Genomic DNA, 14,201 nt, shown 5'->3' with positions numbered 1-14,201 from the left:
CACCCCATGACGCCACGCGTGCACCTGGAGCGGGATGGCGGGATCGCCGTCATCGTGATCGACAACCCGCCCATCAACGCCGGGTCGGCCGCCGTGCGGCAGGGCCTGATGGACGCCATCGAGACCCTGCGCAGCGACGACACGCTTCAGGGCGCGGTGCTCATCGGCGCCGGCAGCACCTTCATTGCCGGCTCGGACCTGCGCGAGTTCGGTCAGCCGCTGACCGAACCGCAGCTGCCGGCCGTGATCGCGGCCATCGAAGCCTGCGGCAAGCCGGTGGTCGCCGCGTTGCACGGCGCCGCGCTGGGCGGTGGCTTTGAACTCGCTCTGGGCTGCGACGCCCGGGTGGCCGCGCCGGGCACCGTGGTGGGCCTGCCCGAGGTGACGCTGGGCATCATTCCCGGCGCGGGCGGCACGCAGCGGCTGCCCCGCATCGTCGGCATCCCCCGCGCGATCCGCATGATCTGCTCGGGCGAACGCATGCCCGCCGCGACGGCACTCGAAGCCGGCTTGTTGGACCTGATCGCCACCGGCGATCTGCGCGGCGCAGCGGTCGCGCACGCCCGGCAGCTCAAGGGAGAGAAGCGGCTGGTGCGCGAACGGAGGGTGCCGCCGGCCGCGACCGCAGACGTGGCGGAGGCCACGACCGCAGCGCACAAGGCCGGAAAACGCCGGCCTGCGGTGCTGGCGGCCATCGACGCCATCACGGCCACGGCCCATGTCGGTTTCGATGACGGCCTGGCCGACGAACGCGCGGTGTTCCAGCAGCTGCGCGTCTCGCGCGAGGCCCGTGCCTTGCGCCACCAGTTTTTTGCCGAGCGCGACAGCGCCAAACACCCATCGCTGGGTGAGGCCACGCCGCGCACGGTGGAGTGCGTGGCGGTGATCGGCGCCGGCACCATGGGCTCGAGCATCGCCATCGCCGCGCTCGACGCGGGCTACCGCGTGCTACTGCTGGAGCAGGACGCCGCTGCGCTGGAGCGCGGCGCCCAACGCATCCATGCGCACTACGCAACGCGGGTGCAGGGCGGCAAGCTCAGCGCCAGTGGGGCTGCAGCGGTTGAAGCGCGGCTTCAGACCAGCCAGGACTGGGCCGAACTGGCGAAGGCCGATCTGATCATTGAAGCCGTGTTCGAAGAGTTGGGGGTGAAGCAGCAGGTGTTCCAGCGCATCGACGCCGTGGCGCGACCGGGTGCGGTGCTGGCCTCCAACACCTCGTACCTGGACCTGGACGCCATCGCGGCGGCCACGTCACGGCCTCAGGACGTGATCGGCTTGCACTTCTTCAGCCCGGCCAACGTCATGAAGCTGATGGAACTGGTGCGCGGCCAGGCGTCTGCGCCCGATGCATTGGCCACGGGTCTGGCTGTGGGCAAGCGTCTGAAGAAGCTGCCGGTGCTGACCGGCAACGCCTTCGGCTTCATCGGCAACCGGCTCTACGCGGCCTACCGCCGTCAGTGCGAATACATGGTGGAAGAGGGCGCCTGGCCCGAGCAGGTCGACGCTGCGCTGCAGGCTTTCGGCTTCGCCATGGGGCCGTTTGCGGTGGCCGACCTGTCGGGCCTGGACATCGCCTGGCGCATGCGCCAGGCCCAGGCCGCCACGCGCGACCCGAAGGCGCGCTATGTGCACATTCCCGACCGGCTGTGCGAAGCGGGGCGCCTGGGTCGCAAGACGGGTGCTGGCTATTACCGCTACCCAGAAGGCAGCAAGGGGCCCCAGGTGGACGAGGCGGTGCACGCACTCATCGCGCGGGTCCGTGCGGACAAGGGGCTGCAACCTCGCGAGCTCGGCGACGACGAGATCGTGCGGCGCGCGCTGCTGGCCATCGTCAACGAGGCGGCGTTGCTGCTGGCCGAAGGCGTGGCCGAGCGTGCCACCGACGTGGACGTGGTGCTGGTCAACGGCTACGGGTTCCCGCGCTGGGAGGGTGGCCCGGTATTCTGGGCGCGCGAGCGCGGTGCCGATGCGCTGCAGGACGACCTGCGGTGGCTGGCCGAGCTCTGCGGGCCGGGTTTTGTGGCCGGCGACCTGCGCCACCTGCTCACCACGGAGAACTGACGATGCACGCTGTTGAAACCTTCGCGCGCTTTGCCACGGGTTTTGCCCGGACACCTTTGCCCGCCGAGGTGGCGCACCACGCCCAGCGCGCGGTGATCGACTGGTACGCCTCGATCTACCCGGGCCTCGACACCCCTGCGGTGCGGGTGCTGACCCAGACCATGGCCGATGACCTGGACCGGGGCGCGGCCCAACTGGTGCAGGGGCGACAAGCCACCACGCGCGCGGCTGCCCTGATCCAGGGCACCGCCGCGCATGCGGCCGAGGTGGACGACAGCTTCCGCGACGCGATGTACCACCCCGGAGCGGCCACCATCGCGGCGGCGCTGGCTGTGGCGCAATCCACAGAGGCGGGAGGTCCCGAGTTCCTGCGCGCCGTGGTGCTGGGCTACGAAATCTCCACCCGCATCGGCGTGGTGATGGGCCGCCCGCACTACAAGTACTGGCACAACACCGGCACCATGGGCAGCTTTGGTGCGGCCGCCGCTGCAGCGAGTCTGCTGAAACTGGACGAGGCCGCGTTTGCCCACGCGCTGGCCATCGCCGCCACCTTCACCGCAGGTTTGCAGCAGGCCTTCCGCGGGGAAGCCATGGCCAAACCGTTGCACGCGGGGCGAGCGGCCGAGGCCGGCGTGCTGGCCGCGCAGTTGGCCGTGGGCGGCATGCGCAGCTCGCTCGATGTGCTCGAAGGCGAGTCGGGGCTTGGGCAGGCCATGAGCGAAGGGCCGGACTGGTCAGCCGTGGGCGCCACGCTGGGTCAGGACTTCCACATCACCCGCCTGACCTTCAAGAACCACATCGGTTGCGGTCACACCTTCGCCGCCATCGACGGCGCGCTGGAACTGCAGCGCCAACACGGCTTCAGCCACGCGGACATCGAGCACGTGGCGCTCGGCGTCTACCAGCCCACGCTGGACATCGCCCCCCACGTGGACCCGCAAAACGCCGACCAGGCCCGCTTCAGCCTGCACTACATGGTGGCCACCGCGCTGGTGCACGGCAGCGTGCGCCTCTCGGCCTTCGAGACCGACCGCCTGAACGATCCGGCCACGCGTGCGCTGATGCAGCGCATCCACAAGGCGAAGGATCCCGAGGTGGACGCGGCCTTCCCGGGCCGTCGCGGTGCGCGCGTGGCTATCACCCTGCGCGATGGCCGCCAGCTGACGCTGCTGCAACCCGACCGCAAGGGCGACCCGGAACTGCCGCTGTCCGATGCCGACCTGGAGGGCAAGCTGCTGGAGCTGGCCACGCCGGTGATCGGCGAAGCCGAGGCCCGCGCGCTGCTGGGCCGCATCTGGCAGCTGCATCAGAGCGCCCAATTTCCCTGAATGGAGACCCCATGACCCACGCCTTCATCTGCGACGCCGTGCGCACACCCTTTGGCCGCTACGGCGGTGTCCTCTCCAGCGTGCGCGCCGACGACCTGGGTGCCATTCCTCTGCGGGCTTTGATGGAACGTCACTCGCAACTGGACTGGGAGGCGGTGACCGACGTGATCTACGGCTGCGCCAACCAGGCCGGCGAAGACAACCGCAACGTGGCGCGCATGAGCGCGCTGCTGGCCGGCCTGCCGGTCTCGCTGCCCGGCTCCACCGTGAACCGCCTGTGCGGTTCGGGCCTGGACGCGCTGGGTACCGCGGCGCGCGCCATCAAAAGCGGCGAGGCCGAGCTGATGATCGCGGGCGGTGTAGAGAGCATGAGCCGCGCGCCGTTCGTGATGCCCAAGGCCACCAGCGCCTTCTCGCGCGCCAACAGCGTCGAGGACACCACCATCGGCTGGCGCTTCGTCAACAAGTTGATGCGGGCGCAATACGGCGTGGACAGCATGCCCGAGACTGCGGAGAACGTGGCGGCCGAGTTCAACATCTCGCGCGCCGACCAAGACCGCATGGCCGTGGCCTCGCAGACCAAGGCCCTTGCGGCGCAAGAGGCGGGCGTGTTCGACGCCGAGATCGTGCCGGTGCATGTGCCGCAGAAGAAGGGCGATGCCCTGGTGGTGAACCGCGACGAACACCCGCGCGCCACCACGCTGGAAGCGCTGGCGAAGCTCAAGGGTGTGGTGCGGCCCGACGGCAGCGTGACCGCCGGCAATGCTTCGGGCGTGAACGACGGCGCCGCCGCACTGCTGCTGGCCAGCGAAGGCGCCGCTGCGCGACATGGCCTCAGGCCGCGCGCCCGGGTGGTGGGCATGGCCACCGCTGGTGTGCCACCGCGCACCATGGGCATGGGCCCGGCGCCCGCCACGCGCAAGGTGCTGGCGCTCACCGGGCTCTCGCTGGCGCAGATGGACGTGATCGAACTCAACGAGGCGTTTGCCGCGCAAGGCCTGGCCGTGTTGCGCGACCTGGGCCTGGCCGACGACGACGCTCGCGTCAACCCCAACGGCGGCGCCATCGCCCTGGGCCATCCGCTGGGCGCGAGTGGCGCCCGCCTGGCCACCACCGCCGTCAACCAGCTGCACCGCAGCGGTGGCCGCTACGCCCTGTGCACCATGTGCATCGGGGTGGGGCAGGGCATTGCGATGGTTCTGGAACGGGTCTGAGAGATTCTTTCAATTCCATCAAATGGAAGTGAGAGGGCGTTCCGAATGGGCGCGGGGGTGGGCCGTCAATCCGGCCGTGTGTCCACAAAACTCTGGCGCAGGAAGAGCTTCTCGCTGAGCTTGGCCAGGTTCGGGTAGGACGAACGCCAGTCGATGTCGGGGAAACGGAAGTCCAGGTAGCCCAGCGCACAGCCCACCGCCAGATCGGACAGGCTCAGGTGGATGCCCGAGCAGAACGGCTTGTCGCCCAGGCCCTGGCTCATGGACTTGAGCGCCGCGTGCACCTTGCCCATCTGGCGTTCGATCCAGGCGTCGCTGCGCTGCTCGTCGGTGCGGCCGGCCCAGGTCGCTTCCAACCGGGCCAGGATGGCCGCGTCCAGCAGGCCGTCGGCCAGCGCTTCCCAGGTCTTGACTTCGGCGCGTTCGCGGCCCTGGGCCGGGATCAGCTTGCCCACGGGCGAGAGGGTGTCGAGGTATTCAACGATCACCCGCGAATCGAACACCGCTTCACCGCCCTCCATCACCAGGCACGGCACCTTGCCCAGCGGGTTGGAGGTGCCGATCTGGGTGCTCGCCGACCAGACGTCTTCCGGCAGGAACTGGTAGTCGAGCTTTTTCTCGGCCATGACGACACGCACTTTGCGCACGTAGGGGCTGGTGATGGCGCCGATGAGTTTCATGGACGGTGCTTCGTGAGACAGGTTTCCCCGGGTCGGCCATTTTAGCCAGCCGCGGGCCCCACAGGGCTGACAGCACCACGGCGGAACACCCGGCCACCGGCACTGGCCAGCGCGCGGCGCCAGACGGCACCGGGCCGCCGGGGCCGTGCCTCCTACAATTGGGGGATGCGCCCGACCACCCCCGCCCCCACCGCTCACCCCCCCATGGCCTCCCAGGCCCTGACCCCCGTTTCCGCCCTGTCCCCGCTGGACGGCCGCTACGCCGGCCGGCTGGCCAGCCTGCGGCCCTTCATGAGCGAACAGGGCTACATGCACCGCCGCGTGCAGGTCGAGATCGCCTGGTTCATCGCCCTGTCCGACGCTGGTTTCGACGAATTCAAGCCGCTCACGCCCGGCGCCCGCACCTACCTCCTGGGCCTGGTGAAGAACTTCAGCGAAGCCGATGCGGTGGCCATCAAGGACATCGAGAAAACCACCAACCACGACGTGAAGGCGGTGGAGTACTGGATCAAATCGAAATTCGACGCCCGCCCCGAGCTGGAAAAGGCCGCCGAGTTCGTGCATTTCGCCTGCACCAGCGAAGACATCAACAACACCAGCCACGCCCTGCAGCTCAAGGGCGGGCGCGACGCGGTGCTGCTGCCCGCGCTGGACGGCGTGATCGCCAAACTGCGCGAGATGGCGCACGCCTTCGCCGCCGTGCCCATGCTCAGCCGCACCCACGGCCAGACCGCCAGCCCCACCACGGTGGGCAAGGAGCTGGCCAACGTGGTGGTGCGCCTGGCCGCCGCGCGCGAGAAGATCGCCAGCGTCAAGCTCATGGGCAAGATGAACGGCGCCGTGGGCAACTACAACGCCCACCTCTCGGCCTGGCCCGATTTCGACTGGGAAGCCTTCAGCCGCAACGTGATCGAGCAGCCCGAACCGCTCGGCCTGGGCCTGACCTTCCAGCCCTACAGCATCCAGATCGAGCCGCACGACTACATGGCCGAGCTGTTCGACGCCATCGCCCGCACCAACACCATCCTGATCGACCTGGCGCGCGACATCTGGGGCTACGTCAGCGTGGGCTACTTCAAGCAGCGCCTCAAGGCCGGCGAGATCGGCTCCAGCACCATGCCGCACAAGGTCAACCCGATCGACTTCGAGAACGCCGAGGGCAACCTGGGTCTGGCCAACGCCCTGCTCAAGCACCTGTCCGAAAAGCTGCCGATTTCCCGCTGGCAGCGCGACCTGACCGACTCCACCGTGCTGCGCAACATGGGCGTGGCGCTGGGCTACGCGGTGCTGGCCTACCACGCGCTGGGCGTGGGCCTGGGCAAGCTCGAACTCAATGAAGAAGCGCTGGCCGACGACCTGGACGGATCGTGGGAAGTGCTGGCCGAGCCGATCCAGACCGTGATGCGCCGTTTCGGCGTGCAAGGCGCCTACGAAAGACTCAAGGAAGTCACGCGCGGCAAGACCGTGACGGCCGAGGCCCTGCACGCGCTGATCCGCAGCCTGGAGATCCCCCAGCCGGAAAAAGACCGCCTGCTGGCCATGACGCCCGGCAGCTACATCGGCAAGGCCGAGGAACTGGCACGCCGGGCCTGATCACGCGCCCCATCCGGCCCGGGTGTGACCGATGTCTCACCCGGCCGGGAAATGTGGGCAGCCCGTCCGGGCGGAGCGCGGTATTTCCGACAGAGTGCGCCGGACAAACGACAGCCAACCACCATCGGCCCTGCTCGAATACCTAGAATTCGTTGCCCTCAACCCTGCCCGACCACCGAAGGACCCCATGGCCATCGAACTCTTCAACAAAAACGGCCATGTCTGCCTGATGTTCGCCCACCTGAGCGACGAGGACGGCGAACCTGGTCAGGCCGTGCAGGCCAACCAGTTCCTGGTCATCCATGGTGACACCGGCGCCATCATCGATCCGGGTGGCAACATGGCCTACAACGAGCTGCTGCTCACCATCGGCCGCTTTTTCCCGCCCAGCAAGCTGTCCAAGATCCTGGCCTCGCACGCCGACCCGGACATCATCGCCTCGCTGGACCGCTGGATGACCAGCACCCAGGCCACGCTGTACATCTCACGCCTGTGGGAGCGTTTCGCGCCCCACTTCTGCAAACCCGGCAAAACGGCCGGCCGCATCATCGGCATCCCCGACCCGGGCGTGCGCATTCCCCTGGGCAGCTCCGAGCTGGTGGCGCTGCCCGCGCACTTCATGCACTCCGAGGGCAATTTCCAGTTCTGGGACCCGGTGAGCCGCATCCTCTTCTCGGGCGACCTGGGCGTTTCCATCGGCACCTCGGCCGATGCCGCCAAACCCGTCACCTCGCTGGCGCCCCACATCCCGAAGATGGAAGCTTTTCACCGGCGCTACATGGTGTCGTCCAAGGTGCTGCGGCTGTGGGCCAACATGGCCCGCACCCTGCCCATCGACATGATCGTGCCGCAACACGGCGCCCCGCTGGCGGGCGCGGCGGTGGGTGAGTTCATCAACTGGATCAGCGACCTGAGCTGCGGCATCGACTACGTGACCCAGGCCAACTACACGGTTCCGGCCTAGGAACCGGTGTCTTCCAGCGCCCGCTCGGCGTAGCGGTTGAAGCGCCAGGCGCTGCCGTCGAGCGTGATGCGCCGCCAACTGGCGCGCTTCTCGCCCGGGGTCATTTCGGTCCAGTGCTGCACCTCGTCAAAGGTGCGCCCGCACCCCTTGCACACCTCGTCGCCCTGGCTGGTCGAGCAAATGGCGATGCAGGGTGTGTCGGGCGTGCTGTCGAACCAGGCGAGCCAGGCCTCGCGCGCCGGAGTGGGCAGGGAGGTTTCGTCGGCCTCGGTCTCGCGAAAGTACACCATGAGCGCGTACACCTCGGCCAGCGCGCGCGTCTGTGGCGCCAGCGACAGGCCATCGGGCGAGGGTGAGCGCTCACGCCAGTGGTTGATCGCGGCCTCGATGTCGGTGATGTGTATGCCAGCCATGGGGGACGAATCATAGCCAGCGCCCCCGTTTCGCGGCCGGTACCGGCGCCGGAACACCGGCTCGCTCTGTGGGAACTGCGTATCCGCAACGGCAGTCATGGGGCGTCCCGGGTCGGTACAATCGCGGGTCTCGAAGGGGAGTAGCTCTCCGCTCCGCCGCCCATGAGCGCCCTGCGCCCCGGGCGGCCGGACATTCGGGCTGTCGTCAATACGAAGCGGTGCCACCCGCTTCCGGCAGCCCGGGCCCGGCGTTCCATCGCCAGGCCGAGCAAGACCTTTGATGGGCTCCCCACGGGCCGATCAAGGCATGTCCGTTCCTCCCTTCGCCAGCGCAGCCGCGCCGTCGCAGGCAGGTGAGACAGTGCCTTCCGATCACCCAGGGTGGCCGAACATGAGAAGGTCGGGCGGACGACGGGCAGGCCCCGCTTCCGACCCTTTTGAACACACCACCACGAGGCATTTATGGATTTCCTGACTTCACCTGCGTTCTGGGTCGCGCTGGGCCAGATCATCATCATCGACATCCTGCTTGGCGGGGACAATGCGGTCGTGATCGCGCTGGCCTGCCGCAAGCTGCCGCCCGCGCAACGCACCAAGGGGATCATCTGGGGCACCGCCGGCGCCATCGTCCTGCGCGTGATCCTGATCGCCTTCGCGATGACGCTGCTCAACGTGCCCTTCCTCAAGCTCGCGGGCGCGGTGCTGCTGGTGTGGATCGGTGTCAAGCTGCTGGCGCCGGACGAAGACGGTCACGGCGACATCGCCAGCAGCGACAAGCTGTTCGCGGCCATCAAGACCATCATCGTGGCCGACCTGGTCATGAGCGTGGACAACGTCATCGCCATCGCCGGCGCAGCGCAACACGCGGGTGAACACTCGCTGCTGCTGGTGATCCTGGGCCTCCTGATCTCCATCCCGATCATCGTCTCGGGCAGTCAGCTGGTCATCAAGCTGATGGCGCGCTTCCCCATCATCATCACGGGCGGCGGCATGCTGCTGGGCTGGATCGCCGGGGGCATGCTGGTCACCGACCCGGCCCTCGCCGACCCGGAAAACATGGCCTGGATGCTCAAGCTGCCGCAAACCCCGGTGGTGAAGTACGCGGCCGCCGTGGTGGGCGCGCTGCTGGTGCTCGTGATCGGCAAGGTGATGGCGGCCCGCCATCCGGTGCCGGAAGAGGCGTAACCCGCGCGGCGTTTGCCACCGGGCGGCCTGCGCGAGCAGGCCGCCTTTTTCATGTCCGGTGCTATGCTGCCCCACATGAAACTCATCCTGAAATGGCTGCTCGCGGCCTGCGCCCTGCTGCTCGTGGCCTACCTCTATCCCGGCGTGCAGATCCCCAACTTCACCTCGGCCCTGATCGCCGCGGCGGTGATCGGCCTGCTCAACACGCTGGTGCGCCCGGTGTTGGTGATCCTGACACTGCCAGTGACGGTGGTCACGCTGGGCCTGTTCCTGTTCGTCATCAACGCCCTGATGTTCTGGGCCGCCGCCAGCCTGCTCGACGGCTTCGGCGTCAACGGTTTCGGCGCCGCGCTGCTGGGCTCGCTGATCTATTCGGCGCTGATGCTGGTGGTGGACACGGCCCTGAAATCAGTCCTCTCGCGTTGATTCGCGCAACTGCGCCTCGACCTCGCGGCGGCGCACGTCCACGATCGCCAGCTCCATGCCGTCGGCGGCGCGCTCGGCAGCGGGCAGCGCCTGCGCGGCCCTGAAACGCTCGACAGCCCCGGCGAAATCCAGTTGGGCCGCACGGGCCTCGGCCTCGGAGCGCACGGAGCGCAGGCGCTGACCCAGCGCCAGTTGCGCCCGCGCCAACGTCTGCCAGGCCTGCGCGTCGCGCGGATGCGCCGCCACCCACTCCTGCAGCCGAGCCGCGGCCTGCCGTGGCGCACCGGTGGCCAGCGCCGCCTGGGCCCCGAGCAACACCGCCGCGCGCTGGTGGCTGGCGAGCGCCGCGTCGCGCAGTGCCCCCAGCGGCCCCTGCACCGCCGCGCCGGCCGCGCCGCCTGAGGTTGCGCTCGGCAGCATCAGCTCCATCAACAGCGCATCCACCGCCCACCGCGTTTCGGGGGCTGCCGGCACCGCTTCCGTGCGCAGACGCTGCGCCAGGTTCAAGGCCAGATCGCGCTGCCCGAGGCGGTGCGCGGACAGCGCCGCGGCGTAGCGGTCACCGGGCCGGGCATCGGCCGACTGCCCGGAGCGCAACCAGGCGCGCCAGCGGTCCGGCCCGTTTTCGGCCAGCACCCGAGCCCGCGCCGACATCAGCGCGTGCAAGGCCGGTGTGGCCGACGCCGGGGCGCCGGGCAAGCGCGGCATCGCGCCCTCGCGGCCCGGGGTGGACGGCGGCAGCGTCAAGGTCAGACCGCCCTGCGCGGCGGGCACCGGCGCGGCGACCCCGGGGGCGTCGGCACGGGGGCCGGCCCCGGCGCCGCTGGCCAGGGGCAGGCGGGCGCGCATGTCCGCGATGCGCTCGCTGGTCAGCGGGTGGCTGCGCAGGTAGGGGAAAGAGCCGTCGTCGTTGAGCCGCCCGGCCTGTTGCAGCTTGTCGAACATGCTCACAAAACCCCGGCCGTCGAACCCCGCGCCCGTGAGCACGCCAAACCCCACACGGTCGGCCTCGCGCTCCATGTCGCGCGAGAAATTGAGCTGGGTCTGCACCGCCACCGCCTGGCTGCCGACGATGGCCGCGTTGGCCACATCGGCGTTGGCCCGCGCCGCCAGCACCCCCAGCACCATGGCGCCGAGCAGCCAGGGCGCCTGCTTGTCCTGGCGCGAGAGCATGCGCGCGATGTGGCGCTGCGACACGTGGCTCAACTCGTGCGCCAGCACGCTGGCCACCTCCTGCGGTGTTTCGGTCACCGCCAGCAGCCCCAGGTGCACCCCCAGATAGCCGCCGGGCAGGGCGAAGGCATTGACGCGCTTGTCGCGCGAGATCATCAGTTCCCAGGCCAGCCGCTCGGACAGCTCGGCGGGCACGTCCCCGCGCGTGCGCGCCGCGCCCAGCAGCGGCACCCAGAGCGACTGCAGGTAGTCCACCAGCACCGGGTCGTCCAGGTAGTCGGGGTCGCGGTAGAGCTGTTGCGCGATGCTGTCACCCAGCCGCCGCTCGGCCGCGATGGACATGTCGGAACCATCGCCCAGCGTGGGCAGGCCCGAAGTGACCGGTGCATCCACAGCGGCCGTCTGCGCGTTGGAAAGCGCCGCCGGCACAACGGCCAGCGCCGTGAGCAGCAGCGCCGTGGAAACAGGTCGCGCCGGTGGCGAAAAGAGAGGCCTGAAGGAGAAACGCATCCCCGTATGATGCCGCCAAGTCCCCCAGGTTTCTGTAAAGACCGCGCAAAGCACCCCCATGAACACCCCCAAAACCCCCTCCGACAGCAGCCCGCTGACCCACTTCGACGCCCAGGGCCAGGCCCACATGGTCGACGTGGCCGCCAAGGCCCACACCCACCGCGTGGCCGTGGCAGAAGGTCGCATCCACATGGAGCCCGCCACGCTGGCGCTGATCCAGAGCGGCAACGCCAAAAAGGGCGACGTGCTGGGCATCGCACGCATCGCGGGCATCCAGGGCGCCAAAAGAACCAGCGAACTGATCCCCCTGTGCCACCCCATCGCGCTCACGCGCGTGGCGGTGGAGTTCGAGGTGGAGGCGTCATCCAGCAGCGTGCTGTGCCGCGCGACGGCCGAATGCACCGGCCAGACCGGCGTGGAGATGGAAGCCCTCACCGCCACCAGCGTGGCCCTGCTCACGATCTACGACATGTGCAAGGCGGTGGATCGGGGAATGACGGTCAATGGGGTGCGGTTGGTGGAGAAGCGGGGGGGGAAGAGCGGGCATTTTGTCGCTGGGTGACCAGAATCATTACCCTTGTGGCCTTATTTGGATACATCCTGGATCGCCGCCAGTTCTTGGGCAAATCTTTTCGCCTCAACCAGATCAGCCACGGTGTCTACTTCGCGCAAGTTCAATGGGAAGGCAACCGCTGGCAAATGCCGTTCCAACCGATTGAACACGTAGTCCTTCTCTTCATCGAGAAATTGCGCGTTCCCCGAAAAAACATTTGCCCATTCAAGGGAAGATGCATCAGTGCGTGAGAAGCCCGTCACGATCATGCTCCCACCCGGGGCTGACGTCGTGTGAGCATACACTGGGTTTTCGCTGATTGAAGGCGTGACCCCTATTGTCAAATCGCTGTCTGCGGAAAACGAAACGAAGCGCATCAAGGAGCGAGGTTCAATCAGCAGATCTCCGTCCAGAAACAGAATTTTCCCCTTACAGCCCCTGGCACCGAGGGCCATGCTCTGGGCAGTGTTCGTGGTTCGATAGTGAGGATTGCGTACGAGCACAACATTGCGATGCCTGCGTGACACCAAATCGACGATCATCTCCTCGCGATAGCCAACGACCACATGAATGCGTCGAACGACGGGCTCAAGAACATGAATGAGTCTACTCAGTAACGTGACGCCGCCGATTTCCAGCATGCACTTCGGCATACCATGCCCGAGCCGCGAACCGATCCCAGCGGCGGCTATGACAGCGTATTCAACAGGCTGCATAAGGTGTCTCCATCGTGTATCACATAGTCGGCAGCCGCGATGGCAGAAGCGGTTGGGCTATGTGTGCCGCCATAGGCAATCGCCACGTCAGCTTCCCGCAGCATCGGCACATCGTTGGAACCATCCCCTACCGCGATGATGCGGGTATATCCGGACGCCCGCAGATCATTGATGGCATCCCCCTTGTTCAGCACGGTCTCGAGTCGCACTTGATCTTCGACCAACGTCGCCTTGGAAAAGTAGCCCTTGCAGCCCATGTTTGCCACAACCCGCGATGTCCAAATGTCCAAATTTCCCGTGACGATGAAGCACTGATTTGGTTTGCTTCGAATAAACCTTAGAAGTACCTCGTCCATCGGAATGTCGGCAATGATGGAATGAACTCGCTCAATTGGCACGCGTCCCAAAATTGCCACGCGAAGGCTGAGTGATTCCTCGAACGTGATCAAGCCCTCCATCGTGACCCTGGTCAGAGTTGCAACTTCTTGTGAAATCCCTAACTCAGACGCGATACATGGGAGGATCTCCGTCTTGGTCAAGGTGCCGTCAAGATCAAAGCAGAACGCTATTGTCATGCACACCTTTCAACCACCAACCATCGCTGCCGTGTTTCGGCACGGTTGTTCATGGATTCGTCGGCGTAAACATCACCGCTATCCAGCGACCGGCAGCCCGAGCTTGACATGGCCTCAACAATCAAGGATCTGATTTGTTCTTCCGTCCGATAGATGGCGTTGTATGCCTGTTCGAGCTCGTCGGAAAAATGGTCTTTGATTGTCAGCCGCTGGGAAACCGCCATTGGCTCTCGAAACACGGCGCGCGACTTCGGGGCCATGACTCCGGCGATGTTGCGCAGCGCGCTTAAAAGTTCATCGTCATTCAGGTAAATCAGGACGCCTGCGCAAAGTATCCGATCGAAAGGCAACGACTCATGCAAGGAGTTCAAGGTGAAATTGTCCACCGCTGCAACAGTAAATCGGCAGTCAGCAGATTCACCCAGATGAGATTTGGCATATGCAATCAGCTCGCGAGAGAAATCCATGCCGTGGTAGGCAGCACAGTGTCCGAGCAATTCTCTTGCCCATCTGCCGGTGCCACACCCTACGTCGAGCAAGCGCTCCACGCCCCCGAGGCGCAGCAGCGGCGTCAGGCACGCCTTTTCTGCAGCATCGCGTCGCTCGGCAAGATCTGCATGTTTGTCTTGGTAAATCACGGCACGGACCGGGCCAATGCGATCTATCCGTCGTGCGCGCTCCGCGAAGAACTCGCCCACCTTAGCCCGATCAATTCTGGGCAGCTCGTCATCATCAGGTTTTGACAGTATTCGGCTCATGACCAAGAGAAGTTGGAGGCCTGAAAAGCGCCACAGAGAAACATCGTCAATC

At 66.9% G+C, this 14,201-nt stretch carries 14 protein-coding genes; 8 read left to right on the top strand and 6 right to left on the bottom strand.

Annotated elements, in window-relative coordinates; translation table 11 throughout:
* The first annotated feature begins 6 nt into the window (after positions 1 to 6).
* From AC07YZ_RS20380 to pcaF, 3 genes are read left to right on the top strand one after another with little or no spacing between them, the layout of a single operon-like run.
* Complete coding sequence (locus AC07YZ_RS20380) at positions 7 to 2,061, top strand: FAD-dependent oxidoreductase (RefSeq protein ID WP_494796096.1); 2,055 nt, start codon at positions 7 to 9, stop codon at positions 2,059 to 2,061.
* A gap of 2 nt (positions 2,062 to 2,063) precedes the next feature.
* Positions 2,064 to 3,389 carry an MmgE/PrpD family protein gene (locus tag AC07YZ_RS20375; RefSeq protein WP_494796095.1) on the top strand — a complete coding sequence of 442 codons (1,326 nt, stop codon included), beginning with the start codon at positions 2,064 to 2,066 and terminating at the stop codon, positions 3,387 to 3,389.
* An 11-nt stretch (positions 3,390 to 3,400) separates the two neighbouring features.
* On the top strand, positions 3,401 to 4,603 hold the full coding sequence (pcaF, locus tag AC07YZ_RS20370; protein WP_494796094.1) for a 3-oxoadipyl-CoA thiolase: 1,203 nt from the start codon (positions 3,401 to 3,403) through the stop codon (positions 4,601 to 4,603).
* Between the two features lie 65 nt (positions 4,604 to 4,668).
* Here pcaF and AC07YZ_RS20365 read toward each other — a convergent pair whose 3' ends face one another.
* Positions 4,669 to 5,283, bottom strand: coding sequence for a glutathione S-transferase C-terminal domain-containing protein (locus AC07YZ_RS20365; RefSeq protein WP_494796093.1), 615 nt, complete (start codon positions 5,281 to 5,283; stop codon positions 4,669 to 4,671).
* Positions 5,284 to 5,487: 204 nt separating this feature from the next.
* Between AC07YZ_RS20365 and purB the strand changes: the two genes are divergently transcribed.
* Together purB and AC07YZ_RS20355 are read left to right on the top strand one after the other, a co-directional pair.
* The gene (gene purB / locus AC07YZ_RS20360) at positions 5,488 to 6,876 is read left to right on the top strand and encodes an adenylosuccinate lyase (protein WP_494796092.1); all 1,389 of its coding nucleotides are present in this window, start codon (positions 5,488 to 5,490) and stop codon (positions 6,874 to 6,876) included.
* 187 nt (positions 6,877 to 7,063) lie between these two features.
* Complete coding sequence (locus AC07YZ_RS20355) at positions 7,064 to 7,840, top strand: oxygen-binding di-iron domain-containing protein (RefSeq protein ID WP_226490464.1); 777 nt, start codon at positions 7,064 to 7,066, stop codon at positions 7,838 to 7,840.
* Here the strand turns inward: AC07YZ_RS20355 and AC07YZ_RS20350 are convergent.
* Positions 7,837 to 8,253: a DUF3717 domain-containing protein gene (locus AC07YZ_RS20350; RefSeq protein ID WP_226490465.1), complete on the bottom strand. Its 417-nt coding sequence runs from the start codon at positions 8,251 to 8,253 to the stop codon at positions 7,837 to 7,839. The genes AC07YZ_RS20355 and AC07YZ_RS20350 overlap by 4 nt on opposite strands.
* Before the next feature lie 462 nt (positions 8,254 to 8,715).
* Between AC07YZ_RS20350 and AC07YZ_RS20345 the strand changes: the two genes are divergently transcribed.
* Together AC07YZ_RS20345 and AC07YZ_RS20340 are read left to right on the top strand one after the other, a co-directional pair.
* Positions 8,716 to 9,438: a TerC family protein gene (locus AC07YZ_RS20345; protein WP_226490466.1), complete on the top strand. Its 723-nt coding sequence runs from the start codon at positions 8,716 to 8,718 to the stop codon at positions 9,436 to 9,438.
* A gap of 75 nt (positions 9,439 to 9,513) precedes the next feature.
* A complete protein-coding gene (locus tag AC07YZ_RS20340; RefSeq protein ID WP_226490467.1) occupies positions 9,514 to 9,864 on the top strand; it encodes a phage holin family protein in 351 nt (116 codons plus the stop codon).
* Here the strand turns inward: AC07YZ_RS20340 and AC07YZ_RS20335 are convergent.
* Positions 9,847 to 11,547, bottom strand: coding sequence for a M48 family metalloprotease (locus tag AC07YZ_RS20335; RefSeq protein ID WP_494796091.1), 1,701 nt, complete (start codon positions 11,545 to 11,547; stop codon positions 9,847 to 9,849). The two genes, AC07YZ_RS20340 and AC07YZ_RS20335, sit on opposite strands and share 18 nt — an antisense overlap.
* 58 nt (positions 11,548 to 11,605) lie before the next feature.
* On the opposite strand from AC07YZ_RS20335, the gene moaC reads away from it, so the two are divergent.
* Entirely contained in the window at positions 11,606 to 12,109 is a 504-nt protein-coding gene (gene moaC / locus AC07YZ_RS20330; RefSeq protein ID WP_226490469.1) for a cyclic pyranopterin monophosphate synthase MoaC, read from the top strand.
* Positions 12,110 to 12,132: 23 nt separating this feature from the next.
* Here moaC and AC07YZ_RS20325 read toward each other — a convergent pair whose 3' ends face one another.
* From AC07YZ_RS20325 to AC07YZ_RS20315, 3 genes are read right to left on the bottom strand one after another with little or no spacing between them, the layout of a single operon-like run.
* Complete coding sequence (locus AC07YZ_RS20325; RefSeq protein ID WP_494796090.1) at positions 12,133 to 12,816, bottom strand: NTP transferase domain-containing protein; 684 nt, start codon at positions 12,814 to 12,816, stop codon at positions 12,133 to 12,135.
* Positions 12,789 to 13,391, bottom strand: coding sequence for an HAD-IB family phosphatase (locus AC07YZ_RS20320; protein WP_226490471.1), 603 nt, complete (start codon positions 13,389 to 13,391; stop codon positions 12,789 to 12,791). The genes AC07YZ_RS20325 and AC07YZ_RS20320 overlap by 28 nt, the downstream gene beginning before the upstream one ends.
* A complete protein-coding gene (locus AC07YZ_RS20315) occupies positions 13,388 to 14,149 on the bottom strand; it encodes a class I SAM-dependent methyltransferase (protein WP_494796089.1) in 762 nt (253 codons plus the stop codon). The genes AC07YZ_RS20320 and AC07YZ_RS20315 overlap by 4 nt, the downstream gene beginning before the upstream one ends.
* Positions 14,150 to 14,201 lie beyond the last annotated feature (52 nt).

The organism is Hydrogenophaga sp. GW101-3F08 (assembly GCF_059424585.1).
Note: the sequence above shows the minus strand (reverse complement) of the source record. Positions and strands in the feature narration are given on the sequence as shown.

Bases quoted from the DNA above. Each gene is read 5' to 3' on its own strand.
- AC07YZ_RS20325 (WP_494796090.1), bottom strand. From the start codon at position 12,816: ATGCAGCCTGTTGAATACGCTGTCATAGCCGCCGCTGGGATCGGTTCG.
- purB (WP_494796092.1), top strand. From the start codon at position 5,488: ATGGCCTCCCAGGCCCTGACCCCCGTTTCCGCCCTGTCCCCGCTGGAC.
- moaC (WP_226490469.1), top strand. From the start codon at position 11,606: ATGAACACCCCCAAAACCCCCTCCGACAGCAGCCCGCTGACCCACTTC.
- AC07YZ_RS20335 (WP_494796091.1), bottom strand. From the start codon at position 11,547: ATGCGTTTCTCCTTCAGGCCTCTCTTTTCGCCACCGGCGCGACCTGTT.
- AC07YZ_RS20380 (WP_494796096.1), top strand. From the start codon at position 7: ATGACGCCACGCGTGCACCTGGAGCGGGATGGCGGGATCGCCGTCATC.
- AC07YZ_RS20340 (WP_226490467.1), top strand. From the start codon at position 9,514: ATGAAACTCATCCTGAAATGGCTGCTCGCGGCCTGCGCCCTGCTGCTC.
- AC07YZ_RS20350 (WP_226490465.1), bottom strand. From the start codon at position 8,253: ATGGCTGGCATACACATCACCGACATCGAGGCCGCGATCAACCACTGG.
- AC07YZ_RS20365 (WP_494796093.1), bottom strand. From the start codon at position 5,283: ATGAAACTCATCGGCGCCATCACCAGCCCCTACGTGCGCAAAGTGCGT.
- AC07YZ_RS20320 (WP_226490471.1), bottom strand. From the start codon at position 13,391: ATGACAATAGCGTTCTGCTTTGATCTTGACGGCACCTTGACCAAGACG.
- AC07YZ_RS20355 (WP_226490464.1), top strand. From the start codon at position 7,064: ATGGCCATCGAACTCTTCAACAAAAACGGCCATGTCTGCCTGATGTTC.
- pcaF (WP_494796094.1), top strand. From the start codon at position 3,401: ATGACCCACGCCTTCATCTGCGACGCCGTGCGCACACCCTTTGGCCGC.
- AC07YZ_RS20315 (WP_494796089.1), bottom strand. From the start codon at position 14,149: ATGAGCCGAATACTGTCAAAACCTGATGATGACGAGCTGCCCAGAATT.
- AC07YZ_RS20345 (WP_226490466.1), top strand. From the start codon at position 8,716: ATGGATTTCCTGACTTCACCTGCGTTCTGGGTCGCGCTGGGCCAGATC.
- AC07YZ_RS20375 (WP_494796095.1), top strand. From the start codon at position 2,064: ATGCACGCTGTTGAAACCTTCGCGCGCTTTGCCACGGGTTTTGCCCGG.